Raw genomic sequence first — 18,914 nt, 5'->3', positions numbered from 1 at the left:
CGATGTCACATTTAAACGCATTTTTTGAACCCATCATAACGCGGGCTGCGCTGACATCCGGAGAACTGGCTGTAACGGCGCTGCTTGTGTTTTTCGTCGTGCTGGCAACAGTTGAAGCACGCATTCCTAAAATCCAAAACCCTGCGTCAGGTAAACGCCGGTCTATTAAGGCCAACGTCAATTTGTTCTTTTTTAACAGCATTGCGCTTTCGCTGTTGCCGGTTTCGTCCCTGTTGCTGCTGGCCGAACAATACTCAGGCAATGGGCTGCTGAGCTATATTGCCGATCCCATATGGAAAGCCATCGTGTCATTTTTAGCGTTCGACCTGATGTATTATCTCTGGCATAAAGCCAGCCACAGTTTTGATTGTCTGTGGATATTCCACAGAGTCCATCACAGCGACCCCTATTTGAATATCTCGACGGCGTTTCGCGTGCACTTTGTGGAACTATTGATCATTACGGCGCTTAAGGCGGTTTATATTGTGATGCTGGGCGCGGACAAAACCATCGTGCTGATCAATGAGACTATCGCGGCGCTATTCGTCATGTTCCATCATACGAATATTGCATTCCCGGGCGAAAAACTGCTGGGCCGAGTCATTATCGCACCCTACCTGCACCGGGTTCATCATTCAACCGAGCGCCACGAGCATGACCGCAACTACGGCTCGGTGCTGTCGGTGTGGGACCGGCTGTTCGGCACTTGTGCGGAATTGGAACCCGTTAAGGTCGGCATCAAAAACAGTGCGCCAGAAAACCTGCTGGGCCTTTTGAAACTGGGCTTTACTGATGCCTCTGTCCCGGCAGCACCTGTCCCTGAACATATCAAACCGATGATCGCCGAGGCAGCCTATTTCAAGGCCAAAAAGCGCGGCTTTTCTCCCGGTCATGAGCTTCGTGACTGGCTGGAAGCGGAAAGAGAAATCATCAGGTTCATTTGTAAGGGCCGTCTTCAGAGAAAGGCGATGCCTAAACAGAAAATGCTCAATCCCAGACTGATACTATCGCGCTATGTTTGAGCATCAGATTTGGCATAATCGTCTCCGGCCGGGCTTGCGGAAGCGTAGCGGACCCGGCCTACCTTCTGATCACGGTACGGGGCTGAGCGGAAGAACTAAAAGACTGCGCGCAAGCCACTCCCATTAATAATGCATAAACATAAGGAATGGCTGGAACTTGCATGCTGAAGTCAACCAATGAATGCACCCCAATCAAAACCGTGGCAGCAACACCGATTGCCGAATAAATCATATCTCTCTTTCTCATCAGAAAGCCTTTAAGGCAAAGCCACGTGATTTTTAAAAAACCATAAAATAACGCCAGCGCTGCCGGGAAACCGAGTTCGAAAACGGTTTCCAGATACGTATTATGGGCATAGTCATGAATCAGCGGAGCCGCCTCGATCCCGCCGATATCCATGCTCTGATACAATTGAAAAGCCTCCTCATAACTGCCCAATCCGAAACCCGCCCAGGGATTGCCGGTAATAGCGTTCCAGGTCAAACCGTAAACAGTCGTTCTGATTTTACTTTCTTCATCCAGACGCCCGAAACGATCAAGCAAGGCATCGCTGCTGATGAAAAAAGCAAGCGCTCCCAACGCGACCAGAGAACCAAAGATAATCAATGTGTTTTTATTACGGGTACGGGGATTGATATAAAACAGTATCAAAAAAACTGACAAGGCCAGACTGAAACTTAAGAAGCCGCCACGCGAATGCGACAGGATTAATGCTGAACTGATGGTGAAAAAAGCCAATAAAGGCAACCATGCCCGTGTAATCAGATCCTCAATAAAGCGCTGCCTGTCGAAATTACTGGCCAGATTATAGTCCGCCAATGTTTCCATGCGTTCACTCAGCAAGGCCAGCGAGCAAAGCAGCGTTAACCCCGCAAAGGTCGCAAAATGATTTCTATTGATAAAAGTCGAGGATACAGAATCGGCATAGGGCCTTTCGTGCCAGAGAACCATTTTGAAATCGCCCAACTGAACGATCAAGCCATATGCCGAGTAAACAAAACCGGCCGCCATCAAGCCATAAAAAGCGGATCTGGCCTTCTGTCGATCCTGGCCGTAGCATAATGCCAACCAAAACACTAACGCGTAGCTTAACAAGCGCATGACTGAAGTTATCGTATCAGCCGGATTCAAAGAAATAGCTCCGGCAGAAAAGTTCAACAGTTCATTTTGCGCCTGCCATAGCGGATGAAGCCACTCACCGGTTGTTTGTATCCAAGCCCAGCATAGTGCGGCAAAAAACAATATTGCCGCATCGCCAACCGAACCCCAATGCTGAAAAAAAGGAGTTTGCCGCTTCCTGACAAAAAACTGTACAGCCCAGGCCATGGCCAACAGCGCTATCAACAGTGAGCATAAACTCCATGACCATGGTCGGTTGGCTCCGTAAGGCAAAGGAGACAAAAATACAACAGCCAGCAAACTATAAAAGATCATTGTTGCTCACCTAGTGAACGCCGACGGTATAAGCGCGCCACTCCATCAATTTGATCTTATGCTGATCAGCAATTTGCTTTAATTTGGATAATTTATCGGTTGAGATAGGCGTCGTCAGTACGACTTCATCGATATTATGTTTTGAAACCAGCTCCCTGACATCGTTTAACTCACCCAATACGGCTTTTCCGTAAATATATTTTTCCTTTAACAGGCTGTTGTCATCGATAAAACCGATCACATTAACAGAGCCCAGCTCAACGCCATGATTTAAGTGACGCTCACGCATGTACAAACCGCCATGCGTACCGGCGCCATAAACCAGTACATTGCGTTTATCATGTTTATGGCTGGCAACACACCATTCCCTGATGACCTGATGAAGAGTCCGTATGCCGATTACGCCTAGCAAGGAAAACAAGCAAAACAACAACAGTTGATTAAATGTAGAAATGCTTGCATTGCTGGTCAGCAAACAAATCAATGACCAACTGATGCTGCAACCGACAACTATGGCCAGCATCAGGGTCAAATAATCCCTGAAAAAACTGTTCCGCCAAATCTTGATATAAGCCTTGGATATAAACAGCGATAAAAGAACGGGCAGCACCCATAAAGGCAAACGAAACACCCACTCGCTTACGCCTTGAAAAGGCTGCTGACCCGATAGCGCGATGACGCCTGCCAGCCATGAGGAAAACGATATCCACACCAAATCGAACAGCGGATAAAAAACCAGCATGAAACGCGTGAGTTGAGGTTTGTCGCTGGATCGGGCCAATAATTTGCTCGTCTCCCATAACTCGATCTGCAGCACATATTTAACGAGCAGATAAGCAGCGGAAATAAAAACAATCAAAAACAATCCGCTGGCAACCTCTTGAGCGATGACATAGAACAGTCCCAGGCCGACAATCAGCATATTTGCCGCATACAAAACCAATGCCACATGGTTTTGTTTAAGACCATAATCGAGCAGCCTGTGATGCAAATGCTCTTTATCGGGCTGCATGATCTTTACGCCAGGCTTGCCGTCTCGGTCAGCCAGTATTTTACGGATTGAACGCCGCCAGATGGCCAGCAATGTATCGGTAATGGGAATGCCGGCAATAAAAAAGGGCACGGCTAAAATGACAAAGAAAGAACCCTTGCCGCCCGCATGCAAACTGACACTGGCCAAAGCAAAGCCCAGGAACATGCTGCCGGTATCGCCCAGGAAAACCTTGGCCGGAAAAAAGTTATAACGAAGAAATCCTACGCAGCCTCCAGCCAAAGCCAGGCAAATCATTGCATCCCCTGGCACTCCCCGGAACAGAAAAACAGCCGCCAGCCCCACGCTGGAAATCATCGCCAGACCCGAGCATAAGCCGTCTAATCCATCTATTAAATTAAATGCGTTGACTATGCCCAGCGTCCAGATCAAGACAAAAATCAAACCGCCCCAAAATCCAAAATCAAAGCCCAACAAGTTAAATTGGTAGCCCGATAATAGATAAAGTGAAACAGTCGCCAGCGCCTGTCCTGCCAGCTTGCTTACAGGCGACATGCCCTGGTAGTCATCGACCAAACCGACAACCAGCAAAATAGCCGAGGAGATAAAAAAAGCGTGCCACCAATTGATGCCCAACCGGCCGGCAAAGTCCGGCCAGAGATAATGATACAGCGCGTAACAAGCGAGATTGAATCCAACAAATACTACAACCCCACCGCCTAGGGGTGTGACTTTTTTATGAATACAACGCTCATTGGGAACATCCATTAAGCCGACATGCGGAGCCAACTTTATAAATAGCGGAGTCAGCAAGATGACAACTGCGGCAGATATACCAAATACTGCCCAATATTCGAACAAATAATCAGATAGCATTTATGTGTAATCCTTTAAGTCAAAAAGTACGATGGGTATATGAACAACAATATCTACATAAAAAGTCAGCCGGATCACTGACTGAGAATGGTTTCGCTTTTATCTTTTAAGGCAAGCCCTCTTCTTTGCATTTATCGAATTCAACTTAAATTTTTGAAATTGAATGCCGTAGCGCTCTTCCCTGACTATTGCGGCTCTTTGTAATGACATGAGCTCAGGCAACTTATCCATTCTTAGCAATTAGTTAGAACGCAGCGCAATGGGCTCGAGTTTTTCTGATTCCGCTTCTCTATTGTTTATAGCGCTAACACCATGGCCGACAGCAAAAGCTATAATTTTGTCGACTGCAGATTCAACGGAAAATTGCTCACTCAGCAGCTTGTTCGCATTTTCTCCCATTTGAGTCCGCAATTTTTCATCATGCAGCAGCTTCAAGGCATTTTTTAGCAGCCCTTCGTCATCGCCATTGCTAGTAATCAGTCCGGCACCCGCATCTTCTACAACAGGCTTTAGATCATTGTCTGAATTGATGCTGCCCAGTATGGGCATACGCTGAACCATATAGCCCAATAACTTGCCGGGAAAATTATGGGTCGTATGGTCGCGGTGAAGCGTAAAAAGCCCGATATCAAACTCGGCCAGCATTTTTTTGAATTCACCTTGAGAAACAGCGGGCAAGAGAGAGATATTTTTCAATCCTTCTGTTTCAATGCTGTTGCGAACAAGCCCAACCTCATCGCCCTCACCGACCAAAACAAAATGCGCCTTATTTTCTGCCCGCATATTTTTAGCCAAACGCACAATATTCATCATGTCTTGCGCATGACCAATATTGCCGCCATAAAAATAAACAACTTTATCTTTAAGTCCCAACGTCTCTCGATAATGGCCGCCAGATAAAGGGATAGGGTCATTTGCCGCCCAGTTAAAAAGCACATCCAAAGGCTTGCCGGTTCGTGCCGTCTTAGCAAACCATTCCCTGTTTTTAGGCGATTGAATCGCTATCGTGTCTGCTGCCTGGTAACTGCGCCATTCGAAAAACCTGAAATATTTTGTGATTGGCGAGCGAGCCTTCAAAATACCGTTGTCAATGACCCACTGCGGGAAAAAATCCCGTAAAATGAGATAGCTTGGCGCTCCCCAAAGCTTTTTGAGCTTTCTGACCAATCCGCCCCAAAAAATCGACGGCGAATAATAAATAATCAGATCATGCTTGTTGTTTTTAAAATACTTTTTATGGGCCTTCCAGGCATTGTATGAAAGCAGCGTCTCATTAATGGCCCTTTTGACTTTTGAAACGTTTTTGATTTTGCCGGAACGAAAACGGCAGACTGTAACGCCATCCAAGGTCGCAATTTTGGGCCGATTGGCAGTTCTGTGATCCGGGGTGATAACAGTGACCTGATTTCCGCGCGCTACAAACTCAACGGCCAGTTCATGCATCATCTTGGCTCCGACCTTGATGCTGGCCGGCAGATAATCATCAATAATTAACAGTACTTTCATTTATTTCAGCCGATAATGAGAGTAATAGTCAGCATGCGTATCCATCCACTCGCGAGCTTCAATCAGCATGGCTTCATAGTCCGGTTTTGGATAATTAAAGTCAGCTCTCGTGCTCACTAAGCTTTTATCAACCGCATAGTTTTCATAAGGCAATATGGAAACATCCTTTTCCCATACCTTGGCGATAAGTTTTAGCAGCTCGTATTTCGATATTTTTTCGCAGGGGCATAATTGGTAAAGCCCTGTAATGCCCTGCTTGATCATTTCATGGGCGGCTTTTGCCAGTTCCAATGTGGTTACGCCTGACCAGTAGGCTTTGGAATAGCCTTTGATCTCGCCGCGCTGTTTAAAGAACCAATCCAGCAAACCTGTGCCATTAAGTTTGAGTTCAGGGCCGATGATCGAAGTGCGGATGGTCAGATCACGATCGTTAATGACCTCACCCAGTGCTTTTGTTCTGGCATAGTTATCATTGCCGTCTCTGAAGGCATCCTCACGATACTGTCCGTCCTTGCCCGAGAACACGCAATCCGTGCTGATATGAACCAACTTGAAACCAAGCTGTTTGCCCAGACGGGAAAGAAAATGCGGCAGATAACTGTTGATTTGTATAGCAGTGCACATATCGTCGGCAGACTTGCCGACCAGTACCCCAATGCAGTTGACCACCAAGTCCGGATTGATTTCGTTGAGGTAGCCTTGCAGTCCTGAAAAATCAAGCACATCCAGTTTCTTATCGACATAGCGGCCATCCTCGCGCGCTATGCCGAATATATGATAATCGCCAGTAGCATGCAGGTATTCAGCCATAATATGGCCCGCCATGCCGACACTGCCTAATACCACCACTTTTTTCATATCAATACCGCTTCCATACTGTTCTGTTAATGTAATCCATATAACTGACAATGATTCTGACGACCTTCTGGGACACATTGTCTACGTCATAATCTCTTACCAGATGAATGCCATTCGGATTTTCCCGCCACTGATCGGTGACGATATCAATCGCATTGATGATGTCTTCGGATCTAAGCCCCGACATGATCAATGTGCCTTCATCCATGCCTTCAGGCCGTTCATGGGCCTGGCGGACAGTAATGGCGGGAAATCCCAGTATGGAGGATTCCTCGGTAATAGTGCCGCTATCGGAAATAGCACAAAAAGCGTGCTTTTGCAGACAGATGTAATCGAAGAAGCCGAGCGGCTTCATAAACTCGATCAGAGCGTTGAATTGTTTGCCCCGGAAGGATTCCAGTTTTTTTCGGGTGCGGGGATGCGTTGATACAATGATTCTTTTGCCGAATTTCTCGGCCATTGCGTTTAGCGAAGCCAGAAGATCATTAAAGTTTTCTTCTGAGTCGACATTTTCTTCCCTGTGAGCACTGACAATAAAGAAATCCCGTGACGCTAATCTAAGCCGTTCCAATACGTTCGATTTATCAATATCAGCCTGATAATGATTCAGCACTTCCAGCATTGAAGAGCCGGTTTTGATAATTGTTTCCGGATTAACCCCCTCGGACACCAGATAGCGTCTGGCATGTTCGGTCAGTGTCATATTGATGTCGCTGAGATGATCGACTATTTTCCGGTTAATTTCTTCAGGCACGCGCTGGTCGAAACAGCGGTTGCCCGCTTCCATGTGAAAAACGGGTATCTTTCTGCGTTTGGCAGAAATTACGGACAGACAGCTATTAGTGTCGCCATAAACTAAAAGTGCGTCAGGACGCACTTCAGCTAAAAGCTGGTCGGACTTTATGATGACATTACCGATGGTTTCGGCGGCATTGTTACCGGCCGCGTTCAAAAAATAATCAGGCTTTCTGATTCCTAATTCATTGAAGAAGACTTCATTGAGCTCAAAATCATAATTCTGGCCGGTATGAACCAATACATGTTCCGTATATTTTTCAAGTTGGGCAATCACGCGGCTCAGCTTGATAATCTCCGGGCGCGTGCCCACGATGGTCATAATTTTTTTCATGGCTATCTATAATCTGACTTGAGTTCGTCTTTGATATAGTCAAGCTTCATTAACAACTCGATCATACCTTCTACATCCAAACGTTCTGTATTCTCAGAGGTATAATCCTGTCCTTGAGATAAGACCTGCTCGCCTTCTTCAAAATACTTGGCATAGTTCAAATCCCTGGTATCCGCAGGAATTCTGAAATACCCGCCCAAGTCTTCGGCTTTCAGATACTCTTCCCGGCACAGCAATGCCTCATGCTTTTTCTCGCCGTGCCGTGTACCCAAAATACGAATTTCATTTTTTGCATTGAATATTTTCTTTAACGCTTTGGCTAACGTCAAAACTGTTGCTGCCGGCGCCTTTTGAACAAACGTATCCCCTTGCACGCCATGCTCAAAAGCAAATAAAACCAAGTCGACTGCATCAGGTAATGACATCATAAAACGTGTCATATCAGGGTCAGTAATGGTCAAAGGCATGCCCGATTTGATCTGTTCTATAAACAAAGGGATCACGGAACCGCGTGACGCCATGACATTGCCATAACGGGTGTTGCATATGACAGGTCCGTCGTCAGGTACGCTACGGGATGTTGCAACAGACACCTTCTCCATCAGGGCTTTGCTCATCCCCATTGCGTTAATCGGATAAACGGCTTTATCGGTACTTAATACAATGGCATTTTTCACCTGATTTTTAATAGCGGCTTTCAGGGTATTTTCCGTGCCCAAGATATTGGTTTTAACAGCTTCAATGGGATAAAACTCGCAAGAAGGGACTTGTTTTAAAGCCGCCGCGCTAAAAACATAATCAACACCACGCATCGCCGCATCAATGCTATCGAATGAGCGGACATCGCCAATGTGGAACTTTATCTTGTCATTGTTATACTGAAGCCGCATGTCGTGCTGCTTTTTTTCATCACGGCTAAATATGCGAATTTCCTGAATGTCGGTATCGAGAAACCTATCCAGCACAGCGTTACCGAAAGAGCCAGTGCCACCCGTAATCAATAGCGTTTTATTAGCAAACATTATTTACCCGATATAATTATCGTTAAGAAAAAATCTAAAGTTTTTAAGTGGTAATCTAGCGCAGCCAGATTGTGAAACTCGCTTGCAAGCTATCAGCCGTATTAATCAACCAGCCAGCAAAAAGCAGCGCATACTGTGAATGCTAAATTAGCCCTAATTTCATCAATGAATTTTTCTGCTCATCCGATGGCGGTTGACCAGATATTATTCAAAACAACTTTAACGGCTAAAAGGAGTCGATTTTAGTCATTACTTCCTCCCGCTTTATCGCCCTGCGGAACGGTCCGGCAGACATGCAAAAACCGGCCTCGTGAATATAGTCCAGCTAGAATGTCCTATTCAGAGCCAGCTTGACCCAAACAGGAATCTCTATTTGGGCCAGCATCATCACGCTTTTTTTAAACTGTACCGCGTACGCCTCCAGACAAAACCCAGACGCTTCAGTTCTGTTCGCAAGGTAGTATTGCCGATCTGAACGCCGTATGTATTTTCCAATCTGCTCAATAATGCTCGAGCTGTTAACGGTTCTGCTTCAATCCAGCTTCGGAGCTGATCACGATGCTCATCCCTAAGTTTGTTTGGTGCACCGCTGCGAGGTTTATCCGGCAAACTCGCAAAGCCAGCCTTCAACCATTTCCTTCGTCGTTCGCGAATCGCTTCCCTGGTCAGCCCCTGCTTTTCGGCAGTTTCCTTGACTGTGTATCCTTCTGCCAACATCAGGATCGTCTCCGCTCGCTCTCTCTCCCGCCAATCGCTGCCTTTTTTAATAAGATGCTGAAGCAGTTCTCGATCAGTTTCGAGCAATTCTATTGGTTTAACCCCCATTTTATATTCGGTCCTTTATATCTAGAAAACGGGAACTTTAATATATATTAATTCTTTTAAAAATTAATATATATTAAAAGTTATTTTAATATATATTTACACCTATAAAAACTATAATTTATAAAGTTTGTGACAACAATCACTTTATTATCAACATTAATAAAAACAGCATCATTAATATAACGACTTTCCAAGTTCACTGACCAATCTTATATCAACAATCTCAACTATAACCATGTCTTTGTATTAATATATCTCTTACAAAAAAACACGATTAAAATACATGCAAACTTATCGTCAATACATATACGATTTAATTTGTTGATAGAGAGTTTATTATATTTTTACGTTATAAATTTGATAATTTATAAACTTTGTGATGAAAATCACCTTTATTTTATGATATGACTATACTGTTTATGAATTTTCAGTACCATCAATATATTGACATGTATTTTAAATTGAACTACTTATTTTGGTGAACTGGTTTAACTAGAATATGTGATGATTTACCATTAATACTTTCTTATTTAATTTAATTATTGCTAATAAGAAAGTCTATAGTTCTTTTAACAGTGCTGTGCCAGTCAAATTTTAGCGCCTGCTTATAGGCCTTATCCCCCATCTCATTCATCACCGAAGAATGCATTTCCATATTCATGACTTTTTCATATAGATCATCTGGCGCATAAGGATCAAAATAGACTGCCGCATCCCCACCAAACTCAGGCATTGGATCTATATTTGAACAAAGTACCGGTTTCCCTGCAGCGAGTTTTTCAAGCAGGATATTCGGACAGCATTCGCAGGATGAAGCAAACAATAAGGCTCTAGCAGACTTATAAAGACTTGGTAATTTTTCATAATCGACTTTTCCCAAATAAATCACCTTATCCTGAAGCCCCAACTGATCAATCAATGCCATGACTTCCTCACCATACTGATTGTATTTCGGCCCAACCAAGACCAGTGGATATGCAAAATTACTATCCAGCAACTTTCTCCAGGCTTTCACAATCTCTTTTTGCGCCTTATAAACATCTAGTATCGAGACATACAGATAAAACTGATTTACCTTAAGAGTGTCCGGCAGATCATAAAAATCTTCTGCATTCAAAAACCGGCTGTTAAGCCCATGAGGAATAACGGCACCTTTACTCTCTATATTCGGCATGTATTGCTTAACAACCGCCATTGAATATTCGGATATAAACACGACCTTATCTGACTTTTGATAGGACTTCAAAAACACAAATCGCAGCAGCCACAGCTTGAATCGAATAATTGAAATAAGCGGAAAACGCTTCCGCTCCCTATCATCAAACGGCAGCATGTTCCTTAAGGCAGTAGCGCTGAGGCATCCTTTTGGAGGAGTAGTAATCATGACGCCGCCTGGCGCATAATAGATTGCCGCTTGCCATTCTTTCAACTTGCGAGGCAGGGCGATCTTTTCCCACAAAGTCCGGTGCAGAATGCTTTTTGATGCCCATACCGCTTCAAAGATTTCTGCACGATCCGAGCCGTATTGTGAAAACAAGTGCTTGTTTTTACTGTTTACCAAAAGCAAAACCTTAAAATCTCCTTTTGGCAAAGAATTCAGCAAATTAATCAGATAAGTCTGACCGCCGCCCCGAAGAGCGCTTAATGCATTAATTACAATAGTTTTCATTTTATTGCCCCATGCAGAACGTCAGATAGTCATCAGATATCTTTTTTACACCAAAGTCATTAACTATCTTGGCCGCTTCTTTGGATAGCCGCATTCTGATTGCAGCGTTATTGATTAAGGTTTCTAATCGATTCGCAAGAACCTCAACATCCCGCACAGGCACCAAGTAGCCATTTTTACCATCAATGATGATATCTCTTGGCCCAGCATCACAATCAAAACTGACACAGGGAAGCCCGGCCGCCATTGCCTCTACAAGAGCATTGGGAAAACCTTCAGAAACGGATGGAAAAGCAAATACAGATGCTTTCGTTAGCCAGCGGTCTATTTCATTAACGGTACCAGGCATTATTACCCTGTCACTTAAACCTAACTTTTCTGCCTGCTCTTTTAACAGATCATATAATGGCCCATCACCTAATATAGCTATTTTCCATTCTGTATCTTCTATTTTTGTAAATGCCTCTAAAAGATATTTTTGGCCTTTTTCCTCAACTAAACGGCCTACATTCAATATAATTTTATCTTTCTCAATATTTTCGCAAACAGAAATAGCCTTTAATGGATTTGGAATAACCACTATATTTCTATTGCCTGTATTTTCCTCAAGAACTGCTTTAGCCAAGCTGGTTTGAGCAATAATTCCGTGAGCAAATCTGTATGTGATTTTTCTTAGAAATGAGATATGAAATGGTAACTGTTTTTTAGGATTGCTTCGGTCTGAGACAAATACTCTCAAATTTAGATTTGAAGCAGCGAGAATGGTCAATATATTGTACTTACTCATAAAACTAAGTACAAAATCAGGCTTTTTTTGTTTTAATATTTTTCTTAATTTAAAAAAAACTTTTAACTCATTAAAAGCCTTGTTAAAAACTCCGGAATGAGTAAATCCAAGATTATGAATAATTACATTATCATCAATATAATAAAAATGTTCAGACTTAGCTAATAACACAAGATGTATTTCATGTTTCTGATTGCTCCAAGCATTCGCCAGCTCTGACATAACACGCTCAGCTCCTCCTTGGCGCATAGTAGGAATAACTAGAACAACCCTACACACTCTTTTTTCTCCTTTCAACAAAAAAAGCTGATAATCCCAGACCCCAAACAATCATTCTAAGAGGATCAAATAAACTGCCCCGCCCCAGATAAAATGCCATACTCGCCAATAAAGCGGCTATTACCATCCAATAATAACTTTGTTGCAACTTAAGCTCATTTTCTAGCTTTTTAAAAAACACCCCTAAAAGAAACAAACAAAATAAAACGCCGATCAAACCAAAATTAAGAAATATATCCGCTACCAGAGACGTTCCTTCACCTGAAGGAGGATAAAGACCAAACTTTAGATAAGTAATGTATGCCGACGAGCCCATTTCATATGCAACATCTTCTGAAAGTTGTAAATAAATATTTTGAGCAAAAGGAACAATACTCAATACTTTATCAAGCCAAAGTTTTCCGTAAAAATAATCATGATATTGGGGTACAGCCGATAAAGCGTTATATAGTGTTCTGACACTATCTGCCAATTCCAGAGTAATATCATAACCCGATGTCATTTGGAAATTATCTAAACCTGAAGATAATATATTACCTCCATCCTTGGCACTTCTTCCTAATCCAATTATTGTTAACAATAATGATCCAATAACAGTCATTGCAATTAGTTCTATAAATTTTATAGGTCTAATTAAACAACCAAATAAAACGAGAAATGCAAAAATAACTTGTATCGATGCACCTCTATCACCAATAGAAAAAAACAATAAAATGTAGCTTATTATCAAAAATAAATATTTTTTATCTAAGCTTAATAGCCAGATTATGCTGTTAAATTTAAATTTACTTTTGTTATCTAAGATAACAATAGCAGTTATAACCAATATTGCTATTGCAAGAAGCAATTGAAAATACGCTGAAATACCCTCCCCAGCTGCTGATCCTCCTGAGCCTTTGTATACTCCGCCCGATAAATAGTCAGATCCCGCTGTAGATAGAAACAATACATTTAATACAACAGTAAGCCATAACAATTTCTTATAATCAAAAGAATACCCAATCTCTCTAGATATAGTTTTTATTGCCAAAAGAGAATGCCCTAGACACCAGGAGGTGGCGCCCACTGCTGCAAGCCAAGTCCCATAATTGACATAAAAGGAACTCATCGAGACTTTTGCAAATTTCTCCGGATAGATTCCACTGATAGAGAACATGATTGGCCATTGAAAATGAACTATGCTATAGCCTAGAAGGAACATCACATCCAAGCGGAACCAGTTTTTGTTATCTTTTTCGCTTAATAAATGAGTAAAAGTGGTAATAAAAAAGAAAAAAATATAAATAACTAAAAGTTCGGGATCAGTTACACTTTCAAACTCAGGCTTTACAAAAAAAAGCGCCAATAATAAAAGAAGAAAAGTTAACCTAATGTATATTGCATTTATTTTTATCAAGCTATAAATTCCCAACAAAGGTTCGAATTGACCCGTGCCAGCTTCAGTCCAGATAATACCAGTGTTAATTACTCAGACCCGAATACTCTGCTAACAAAGCACTTTTCCGGATTCAGCACTTAGGCTAATTTAATTAGGATTTAATAAGCCAAAGCTTGTAAATTATTTTCGTGGAAAGCGGCATATTGTAGATGCCCAACTTCACCTATTGCTTATACTTGTTGCTCGGCTAAACGGATATACGATTATTATGAAATTTGATACTCACGCCGCCACAGCTCAAACAGCACCAGACTAAATAACCGTTCACTATTGTGTTTACCGGAATCCTGCCCTTGGAGCAATTGACTTATAGTGTTTCTATTAAATAAGCATTGCTTATCCAACAAAACTTCATAAAACATATCTCGCCATGGGCCCGACCTCAGCCAGTTAGGCAATGGAATGGAAAAACCATGTTTGCGTTGCAGATCGAATTCTGGAGGCAAAATGCGCGCGGCAAGTCGTTTTAATAGAATCTTGCGCTGATCTATTGTGGTTTTAAGAGATGATGGCACTCGACCAAAGGCTAACTCAATGATGCGATAATCAAGCAAAGGCGCACGGATCTCCAGTGAAGTTAACATGCTGGCACGATCCACTTTTACCAAAATATCTTCTGCTAAATAATTATTGAAATCCATACGAGTAACGCGTTGCAACAGATCAGTTGCTTGAGGGACTCGTCCACTGCGAATTTTTTCTGCCACTGGAGACCAATAATCAATGGAACTTAACAACTGATGACGGGTTAAAGGATCAAAATAGGTAGCAACTGAAGGCAGATCCTTGGAAAGATCGCTACCGAGAGACTGTAACGTGTGTCGCCCTTTGAACCCCGTAGGCAGCATGCTGCCCCCGATTGCTAGTGGTTTGCGTAGTGTTCTGGGAATCCATCCAAATTTTTGCTGCGTCCACAGAAGCCGGTTGTAGTATGCATAGCCTCCGAATAATTCATCCCCTCCATCGCCACCTAAAGCCACAGTGCAGTGCTGTCTAACCAATTGGCTAACCAAGTAAGTCGGGATCATGGAAGAGTCAACCATTGGCTCATCATATTGGCGAGCTAAAATAGGTAACAGATCGGGACTGATATCATCCGCTTTGAGTTCTATATGTTCAGTTCCAAAACTTTTGGCTATTAGACGCGCATGTGGAGTTTCATCGTATTTATCAAAGCTGGGGAAACCTACATTAAAAGTCTTAACTCGACTGGACTCACGCACGGCCATTGCAGTTATTAAACTGGAGTCAACTCCTCCGCTCAAAAGCACGCCGACAGGCACATCCGCTACCAATTGGCGGCGCACAGCGTCCTGCAAAAGTGTTTCCAGTTCATCCAGTAGTGCATTTTCATCGATTCGGGAAGCGGGATCGACATCCGGCTCCGGCAAATGCCAATAACGCCATACTTTGATTGTACCCATTGCACAGTCAAACAGCATTGCATGCGCTGGCGGCAGTTTGTTTACACCCTGCACCATGCAGTGATCACCGGGGATATAACCCATGGATAAATAACAATCTAGAGCTTCGTAGTTAATAGAATGGCTGAACGCGGAATCAACCATCAACCCTTTTAACTCAGAAGCGAAACGTAATTCACCATTGGCCTGGGCATAAAACAGAGGCTTTTCTCCCGCCCTATCACGAGCTAGGAAAATTTTCTGTATCCTGGCATCGTATAGAGCGAAAGCAAACATGCCATTGAGCCGTGAGAGACACTCTGTGCCCCACTCAAGGTAGGCCGAGAGAATCACTTCTGTGTCGGTGTGAGAATTGAAAACGTAGCCTCTTCCCTTGAGCTCTTGCTTTAAGTCGAGATAATTGTAGATTTCACCATTAAATACGATGGTCAAATTCTCTGTCGCATCGTGCATTGGTTGATGTCCGGCAGGAGAAAGATCGACAATAGAAAGCCTCCGATGTGCCAAACCTACTCGTCTATCAGCAGACCACCATTCGCCAGCATCATCCGGTCCACGGTGAATCATGGCATCGCGTCCTTTAAGCAGCCATGCTCGCCGCTCAATCGGAAAATTAGAGACAATACCTACAATACCACACATTACATAGCTCTCCTTATTTAAAGCAATTAGATAAATTAATGAATAGGCCTCAATAATTGCTTCAATTGTTGAATTTTCGCATTAGCAGTTCATTGGGACGGCCAGAGCGCCTAAAGAGCTGAACTAATAGCACCTGAAACGCATCAGCAATATCGGATGGCACAAATAACGCGGGGGCGTTTAAAGTTTTTCTATATATAGTCAGTGACAATAAATAGACATTCCGCCGCCTGCTGCTGTATCAAGAACAACGTTTTGAACTCCCTCATAACGATTTATGCTAACTAGAGCACCGGCATTTTAGACGTATCATTTGGGAGCTTATGGGCTGAGTTTAGAAAACTCTCTCTTATAAGCTAAACATTTCTCTTATAATTTTTTCTTTTTTAACTTGCTCCGTTGAAAGCGTATTTATGAAAAGATGACTATTTTTTTCCTTAAATTCATCAATTGAGCAAATATATTTAACCGGTACTCCAGCATAAACACTATTGGATTTTAATTCGCCTCTAACAAGGCTGCCAGCACCGATAATAACGTTATCGCCTACCTTTGTTCCCGATAAGATAGTCACATTGATACCAATATAAACATTATTCCCGATAATAATCTTTCTAAACAAATCAGCCTGTTCAAATTCTTTATGCAAGTTTCTTAGAACGTGCACAGCACCATCATGATTAAGAAAGTAAACGTTTATAGAAGTTCTAATATTATCGCCGATTTCTATCAGGTAAGGTTCAGATCCAAAGTATTTTGTGTTAATAATAGGATTAGCTCCTAATTTAACCCCAATAAATCTTGCATACTTTACTGGACTAAGAAACTTGTAGGCCAAATATTTTATTATTTTATTCATTTTTGCATCTTTCATATTTTAACTTATCAATAGCAATACATAGCCTATCTAAGTAATGCTCGCTTCAGCATACGCTTAACTCTTCTTTCTTTTTTAAAAACTGCTTATTTTTTATGAAATACAAAATCAGATTGGTAAATTGTGCAAATGAGAATAGTAACAAAATATCGACATAGCTTAATGAATAGATATTAAAGGCCAGATATGCTGAACAAATCAGAGCGAAAAATATAAAATTAACAAGCAGGTTATAATTAAATAATTTAAATATGGATATAGCCCTAGAATAAGGAATGTTTATTGCCCATATAAAATAGAACACAGCCATATAACTAAAAATGCGCTGAATTTCTCCAATCTCTTCAAAAGAAAATTTACCTTTAAAAAACGCATCTAAAATATAAGGCAAAATAAAATACAATACCGTGAACCCTATCACAAGCACAAGAACTGTCTGTGCTAGAACACTCCTTCTTAGCTCCTTAATTTCATTAAATCTTTTATGTGCCACAACTTCATTTAGCTTAGCTACGTATATATTTACTATAGGGGCATTAGTTATTTGGCATAAAGCTACTGAGAATTTATTAGCGTAATTGAATAATGAATAAACACCACTTCCAAAACTCGTAAAAACAGAAACTAGAATAATGTCCTTAAATCCATATAGAAGCAAACCAATGTTCATTTTTATAGAGTTTCTATAGATATTGGGCATATCCTTTTGATAAAAAGACAGCCTATATTTGTATTTCAGTTTAAAAAAAACCAAATAAAGTTGCCATATAATGGCCAATACAGCAGCGCTAATAGTAGAATACGCAATAATTATTATATTGCCTTTTGAAAAAAACAATAAAACTATTAGATTTGTACTTGTTATAAAAATATCAACCAAGTAAAAAACAGCAAAGTGCTTCTCAAGATTCAATAAAGACTTATTAAACAAAATAACACTTTGAAGAACCAAATAGTAAATAAATATATCCAAAAACTCTTTTTTTTCTGGCGAAATTACACGAAATTTATTAGTAATCAAAAAATACAGCAGGACCTCTATAAAAGATATGATAATCACATTATTGAGCAATACCGAATATAATTTGGAAGCCAGATGTAAATTTTCTACCTTTAATTTTGAATAATAAGGGCTCATAGCCCCCCATACACATTGAGCCAAAATACCAAGATACCCCACTATTGCGATAGATACAAAGTAAACATCGGTATCAGAACCCGCGCCGAATTTGCGTCCTAAAAAAATAATAAAAACAAATGAAATAGCTATATTTATAAGTGACAATAAATTATATTGTAAACTTTTACTAAACATTACATTGCCAATTTGAAATTAAAAATTGCAGGTTTTATATATTATTTACGCGCTTTATGCATGCTTATCGGGCATAAATCAAAAATAACTATTTTCATTGATATTCCATGAGATTTGATAATCTTTCATCGTCCTTAATTGATTTTAATAATATTTGGTCGAAAAATTGTTTTTAAACTCTCGCCGCCAAACGGATGACACAACCTTTGAATTTATATTGTCATGCGCCAGTTAGTGGAAATGCAGATCTGCTATTGACTGACCTGTTGCTTTTTCAGGGGCATTTTTATACTTTCTCTTGAACAAAGATCAGAGGTAATGACACATCTCAGCAGTTCTAACGCACTGACTAAGGATATCGATTCCTCTTGATCTTTTTCGTGTTGTAATCACATTACTTGAAACAAGCATTTTTCAGTAAGCTCATTGCCAACGCCTTTGCCTCAGCTTGCAAGAACTTCCAAAAAATAATGATTAATTGGCAGTTATGTTGTTGTACATCAGGTACCAGTCCACAAATTTTCCAATACCTTTCTCGATGGGCGTATTCGGTTTATACCCCACATCTTCCACCAAGGCTTCCACATCGGCATAGGTATCCGGCACATCCCCGGGCTGCAATGGCAACAGCTGTTTTTCTGCTGTTTTGCCCAGGGCTTTTTCCAGAGTTTCTATGTAAGCCGATAACTCGACCGGGTTCTGGTTGCCGATATTGTAGACCCGCCACGGCGCTTTGCTGGTGCCCGGATCAGGCCGTTTGCCGGTCCATTCCGGGTTGGGCTGGGCGGGATGGTCCAGGGTTCTGATGATGCCCTCGAC

At 41.7% G+C, this 18,914-nt stretch carries 14 protein-coding genes and 1 pseudogene; 1 reads left to right on the top strand and 14 read right to left on the bottom strand.

Annotated features, from left to right (window positions below; all coding sequences use genetic code 11):
* The first annotated feature begins 2 nt into the window (after positions 1-2).
* Positions 3-1,022 carry a sterol desaturase family protein gene (locus V2P20_RS07820; protein WP_331817671.1) on the top strand — a complete coding sequence of 340 codons (1,020 nt, stop codon included), beginning with the start codon at positions 3-5 and terminating at the stop codon, positions 1,020-1,022.
* 58 nt (positions 1,023-1,080) lie between these two features.
* Here the strand turns inward: V2P20_RS07820 and V2P20_RS07815 are convergent, their stop codons facing one another.
* The 14 genes and pseudogenes from V2P20_RS07815 to V2P20_RS07750 form a co-directional block, all read right to left on the bottom strand.
* Positions 1,081-2,457: an O-antigen ligase family protein gene (locus V2P20_RS07815; protein ID WP_331817670.1), complete on the bottom strand. Its 1,377-nt coding sequence runs from the start codon at positions 2,455-2,457 to the stop codon at positions 1,081-1,083.
* 10 nt (positions 2,458-2,467) lie between these two features.
* Complete coding sequence (locus V2P20_RS07810) at positions 2,468-4,216, bottom strand: hypothetical protein (protein WP_331817669.1); 1,749 nt, start codon at positions 4,214-4,216, stop codon at positions 2,468-2,470.
* A gap of 348 nt (positions 4,217-4,564) precedes the next feature.
* Positions 4,565-5,830, bottom strand: a complete 1,266-nt coding sequence (locus tag V2P20_RS07805; protein WP_331817668.1) for a glycosyltransferase family 4 protein — start codon at positions 5,828-5,830, stop codon at positions 4,565-4,567.
* Complete coding sequence (locus tag V2P20_RS07800) at positions 5,831-6,688, bottom strand: SDR family oxidoreductase (protein WP_331817667.1); 858 nt, start codon at positions 6,686-6,688, stop codon at positions 5,831-5,833.
* 1 nt (position 6,689) lies between these two features.
* On the bottom strand, positions 6,690-7,817 hold the full coding sequence (gene wecB, locus V2P20_RS07795; RefSeq protein WP_331817666.1) for a UDP-N-acetylglucosamine 2-epimerase (non-hydrolyzing): 1,128 nt from the start codon (positions 7,815-7,817) through the stop codon (positions 6,690-6,692).
* A 2-nt stretch (positions 7,818-7,819) separates the two neighbouring features.
* A complete protein-coding gene (locus V2P20_RS07790; RefSeq protein WP_331817665.1) occupies positions 7,820-8,839 on the bottom strand; it encodes a polysaccharide biosynthesis protein in 1,020 nt (339 codons plus the stop codon).
* A 387-nt stretch (positions 8,840-9,226) separates the two neighbouring features.
* Positions 9,227-9,664, bottom strand: a complete 438-nt coding sequence (locus tag V2P20_RS07785) for a helix-turn-helix domain-containing protein (protein WP_194969806.1) — start codon at positions 9,662-9,664, stop codon at positions 9,227-9,229.
* Between the two features lie 535 nt (positions 9,665-10,199).
* Positions 10,200-11,333: a glycosyltransferase family 1 protein gene (locus V2P20_RS07780; protein WP_331817664.1), complete on the bottom strand. Its 1,134-nt coding sequence runs from the start codon at positions 11,331-11,333 to the stop codon at positions 10,200-10,202.
* 1 nt (position 11,334) lies between these two features.
* The gene (locus V2P20_RS07775) at positions 11,335-12,417 is read right to left on the bottom strand and encodes a glycosyltransferase family 4 protein (RefSeq protein WP_331817663.1); all 1,083 of its coding nucleotides are present in this window, start codon (positions 12,415-12,417) and stop codon (positions 11,335-11,337) included.
* Positions 12,392-13,795, bottom strand: coding sequence for an O-antigen polysaccharide polymerase Wzy (gene wzy, locus V2P20_RS07770; RefSeq protein WP_331817662.1), 1,404 nt, complete (start codon positions 13,793-13,795; stop codon positions 12,392-12,394). Before wzy ends, V2P20_RS07775 begins: the two co-directional genes overlap by 26 nt.
* A gap of 248 nt (positions 13,796-14,043) precedes the next feature.
* Positions 14,044-15,903: an asparagine synthase (glutamine-hydrolyzing) gene (asnB, locus tag V2P20_RS07765; RefSeq protein ID WP_331817661.1), complete on the bottom strand. Its 1,860-nt coding sequence runs from the start codon at positions 15,901-15,903 to the stop codon at positions 14,044-14,046.
* Positions 15,904-16,252: 349 nt separating this feature from the next.
* Positions 16,253-16,777: an acyltransferase gene (locus V2P20_RS07760; protein WP_331817660.1), complete on the bottom strand. Its 525-nt coding sequence runs from the start codon at positions 16,775-16,777 to the stop codon at positions 16,253-16,255.
* Positions 16,778-16,826: 49 nt separating this feature from the next.
* On the bottom strand, positions 16,827-18,095 hold the full coding sequence (locus V2P20_RS07755; RefSeq protein WP_331817659.1) for a lipid II flippase MurJ: 1,269 nt from the start codon (positions 18,093-18,095) through the stop codon (positions 16,827-16,829).
* A gap of 474 nt (positions 18,096-18,569) precedes the next feature.
* Positions 18,570-18,914 (bottom strand): annotated as a pseudogene (locus V2P20_RS07750) (capsular biosynthesis protein CpsI); the annotation flags it as partial.

This window comes from Methylobacter sp. Wu1 (genome assembly GCF_036553575.1).
GTDB lineage: Bacteria > Pseudomonadota > Gammaproteobacteria > Methylococcales > Methylomonadaceae > Methylobacter.
The sequence above is the reverse complement of the archived record's forward strand: the minus strand, read 5'-3'. Positions and strand labels throughout refer to the sequence as shown.

What these genes read in the sequence shown, in the direction of transcription:
- V2P20_RS07760 (WP_331817660.1), bottom strand. Translation starts at nt 16,777, where the DNA reads ATGAAAGATGCAAAAATGAATAAAATAATAAAATATTTGGCCTACAAG.
- V2P20_RS07800 (WP_331817667.1), bottom strand. Translation starts at nt 6,688, where the DNA reads ATGAAAAAAGTGGTGGTATTAGGCAGTGTCGGCATGGCGGGCCATATT.
- wecB (WP_331817666.1), bottom strand. Translation starts at nt 7,817, where the DNA reads ATGAAAAAAATTATGACCATCGTGGGCACGCGCCCGGAGATTATCAAG.
- V2P20_RS07810 (WP_331817669.1), bottom strand. Translation starts at nt 4,216, where the DNA reads ATGGATGTTCCCAATGAGCGTTGTATTCATAAAAAAGTCACACCCCTA.
- V2P20_RS07815 (WP_331817670.1), bottom strand. Translation starts at nt 2,457, where the DNA reads ATGATCTTTTATAGTTTGCTGGCTGTTGTATTTTTGTCTCCTTTGCCT.
- V2P20_RS07790 (WP_331817665.1), bottom strand. Translation starts at nt 8,839, where the DNA reads ATGTTTGCTAATAAAACGCTATTGATTACGGGTGGCACTGGCTCTTTC.
- V2P20_RS07785 (WP_194969806.1), bottom strand. Translation starts at nt 9,664, where the DNA reads ATGGGGGTTAAACCAATAGAATTGCTCGAAACTGATCGAGAACTGCTT.
- V2P20_RS07820 (WP_331817671.1), top strand. Translation starts at nt 3, where the DNA reads ATGTCACATTTAAACGCATTTTTTGAACCCATCATAACGCGGGCTGCG.
- V2P20_RS07755 (WP_331817659.1), bottom strand. Translation starts at nt 18,095, where the DNA reads ATGTTTAGTAAAAGTTTACAATATAATTTATTGTCACTTATAAATATA.
- asnB (WP_331817661.1), bottom strand. Translation starts at nt 15,903, where the DNA reads ATGTGTGGTATTGTAGGTATTGTCTCTAATTTTCCGATTGAGCGGCGA.
- V2P20_RS07805 (WP_331817668.1), bottom strand. Translation starts at nt 5,830, where the DNA reads ATGAAAGTACTGTTAATTATTGATGATTATCTGCCGGCCAGCATCAAG.
- V2P20_RS07780 (WP_331817664.1), bottom strand. Translation starts at nt 11,333, where the DNA reads ATGAAAACTATTGTAATTAATGCATTAAGCGCTCTTCGGGGCGGCGGT.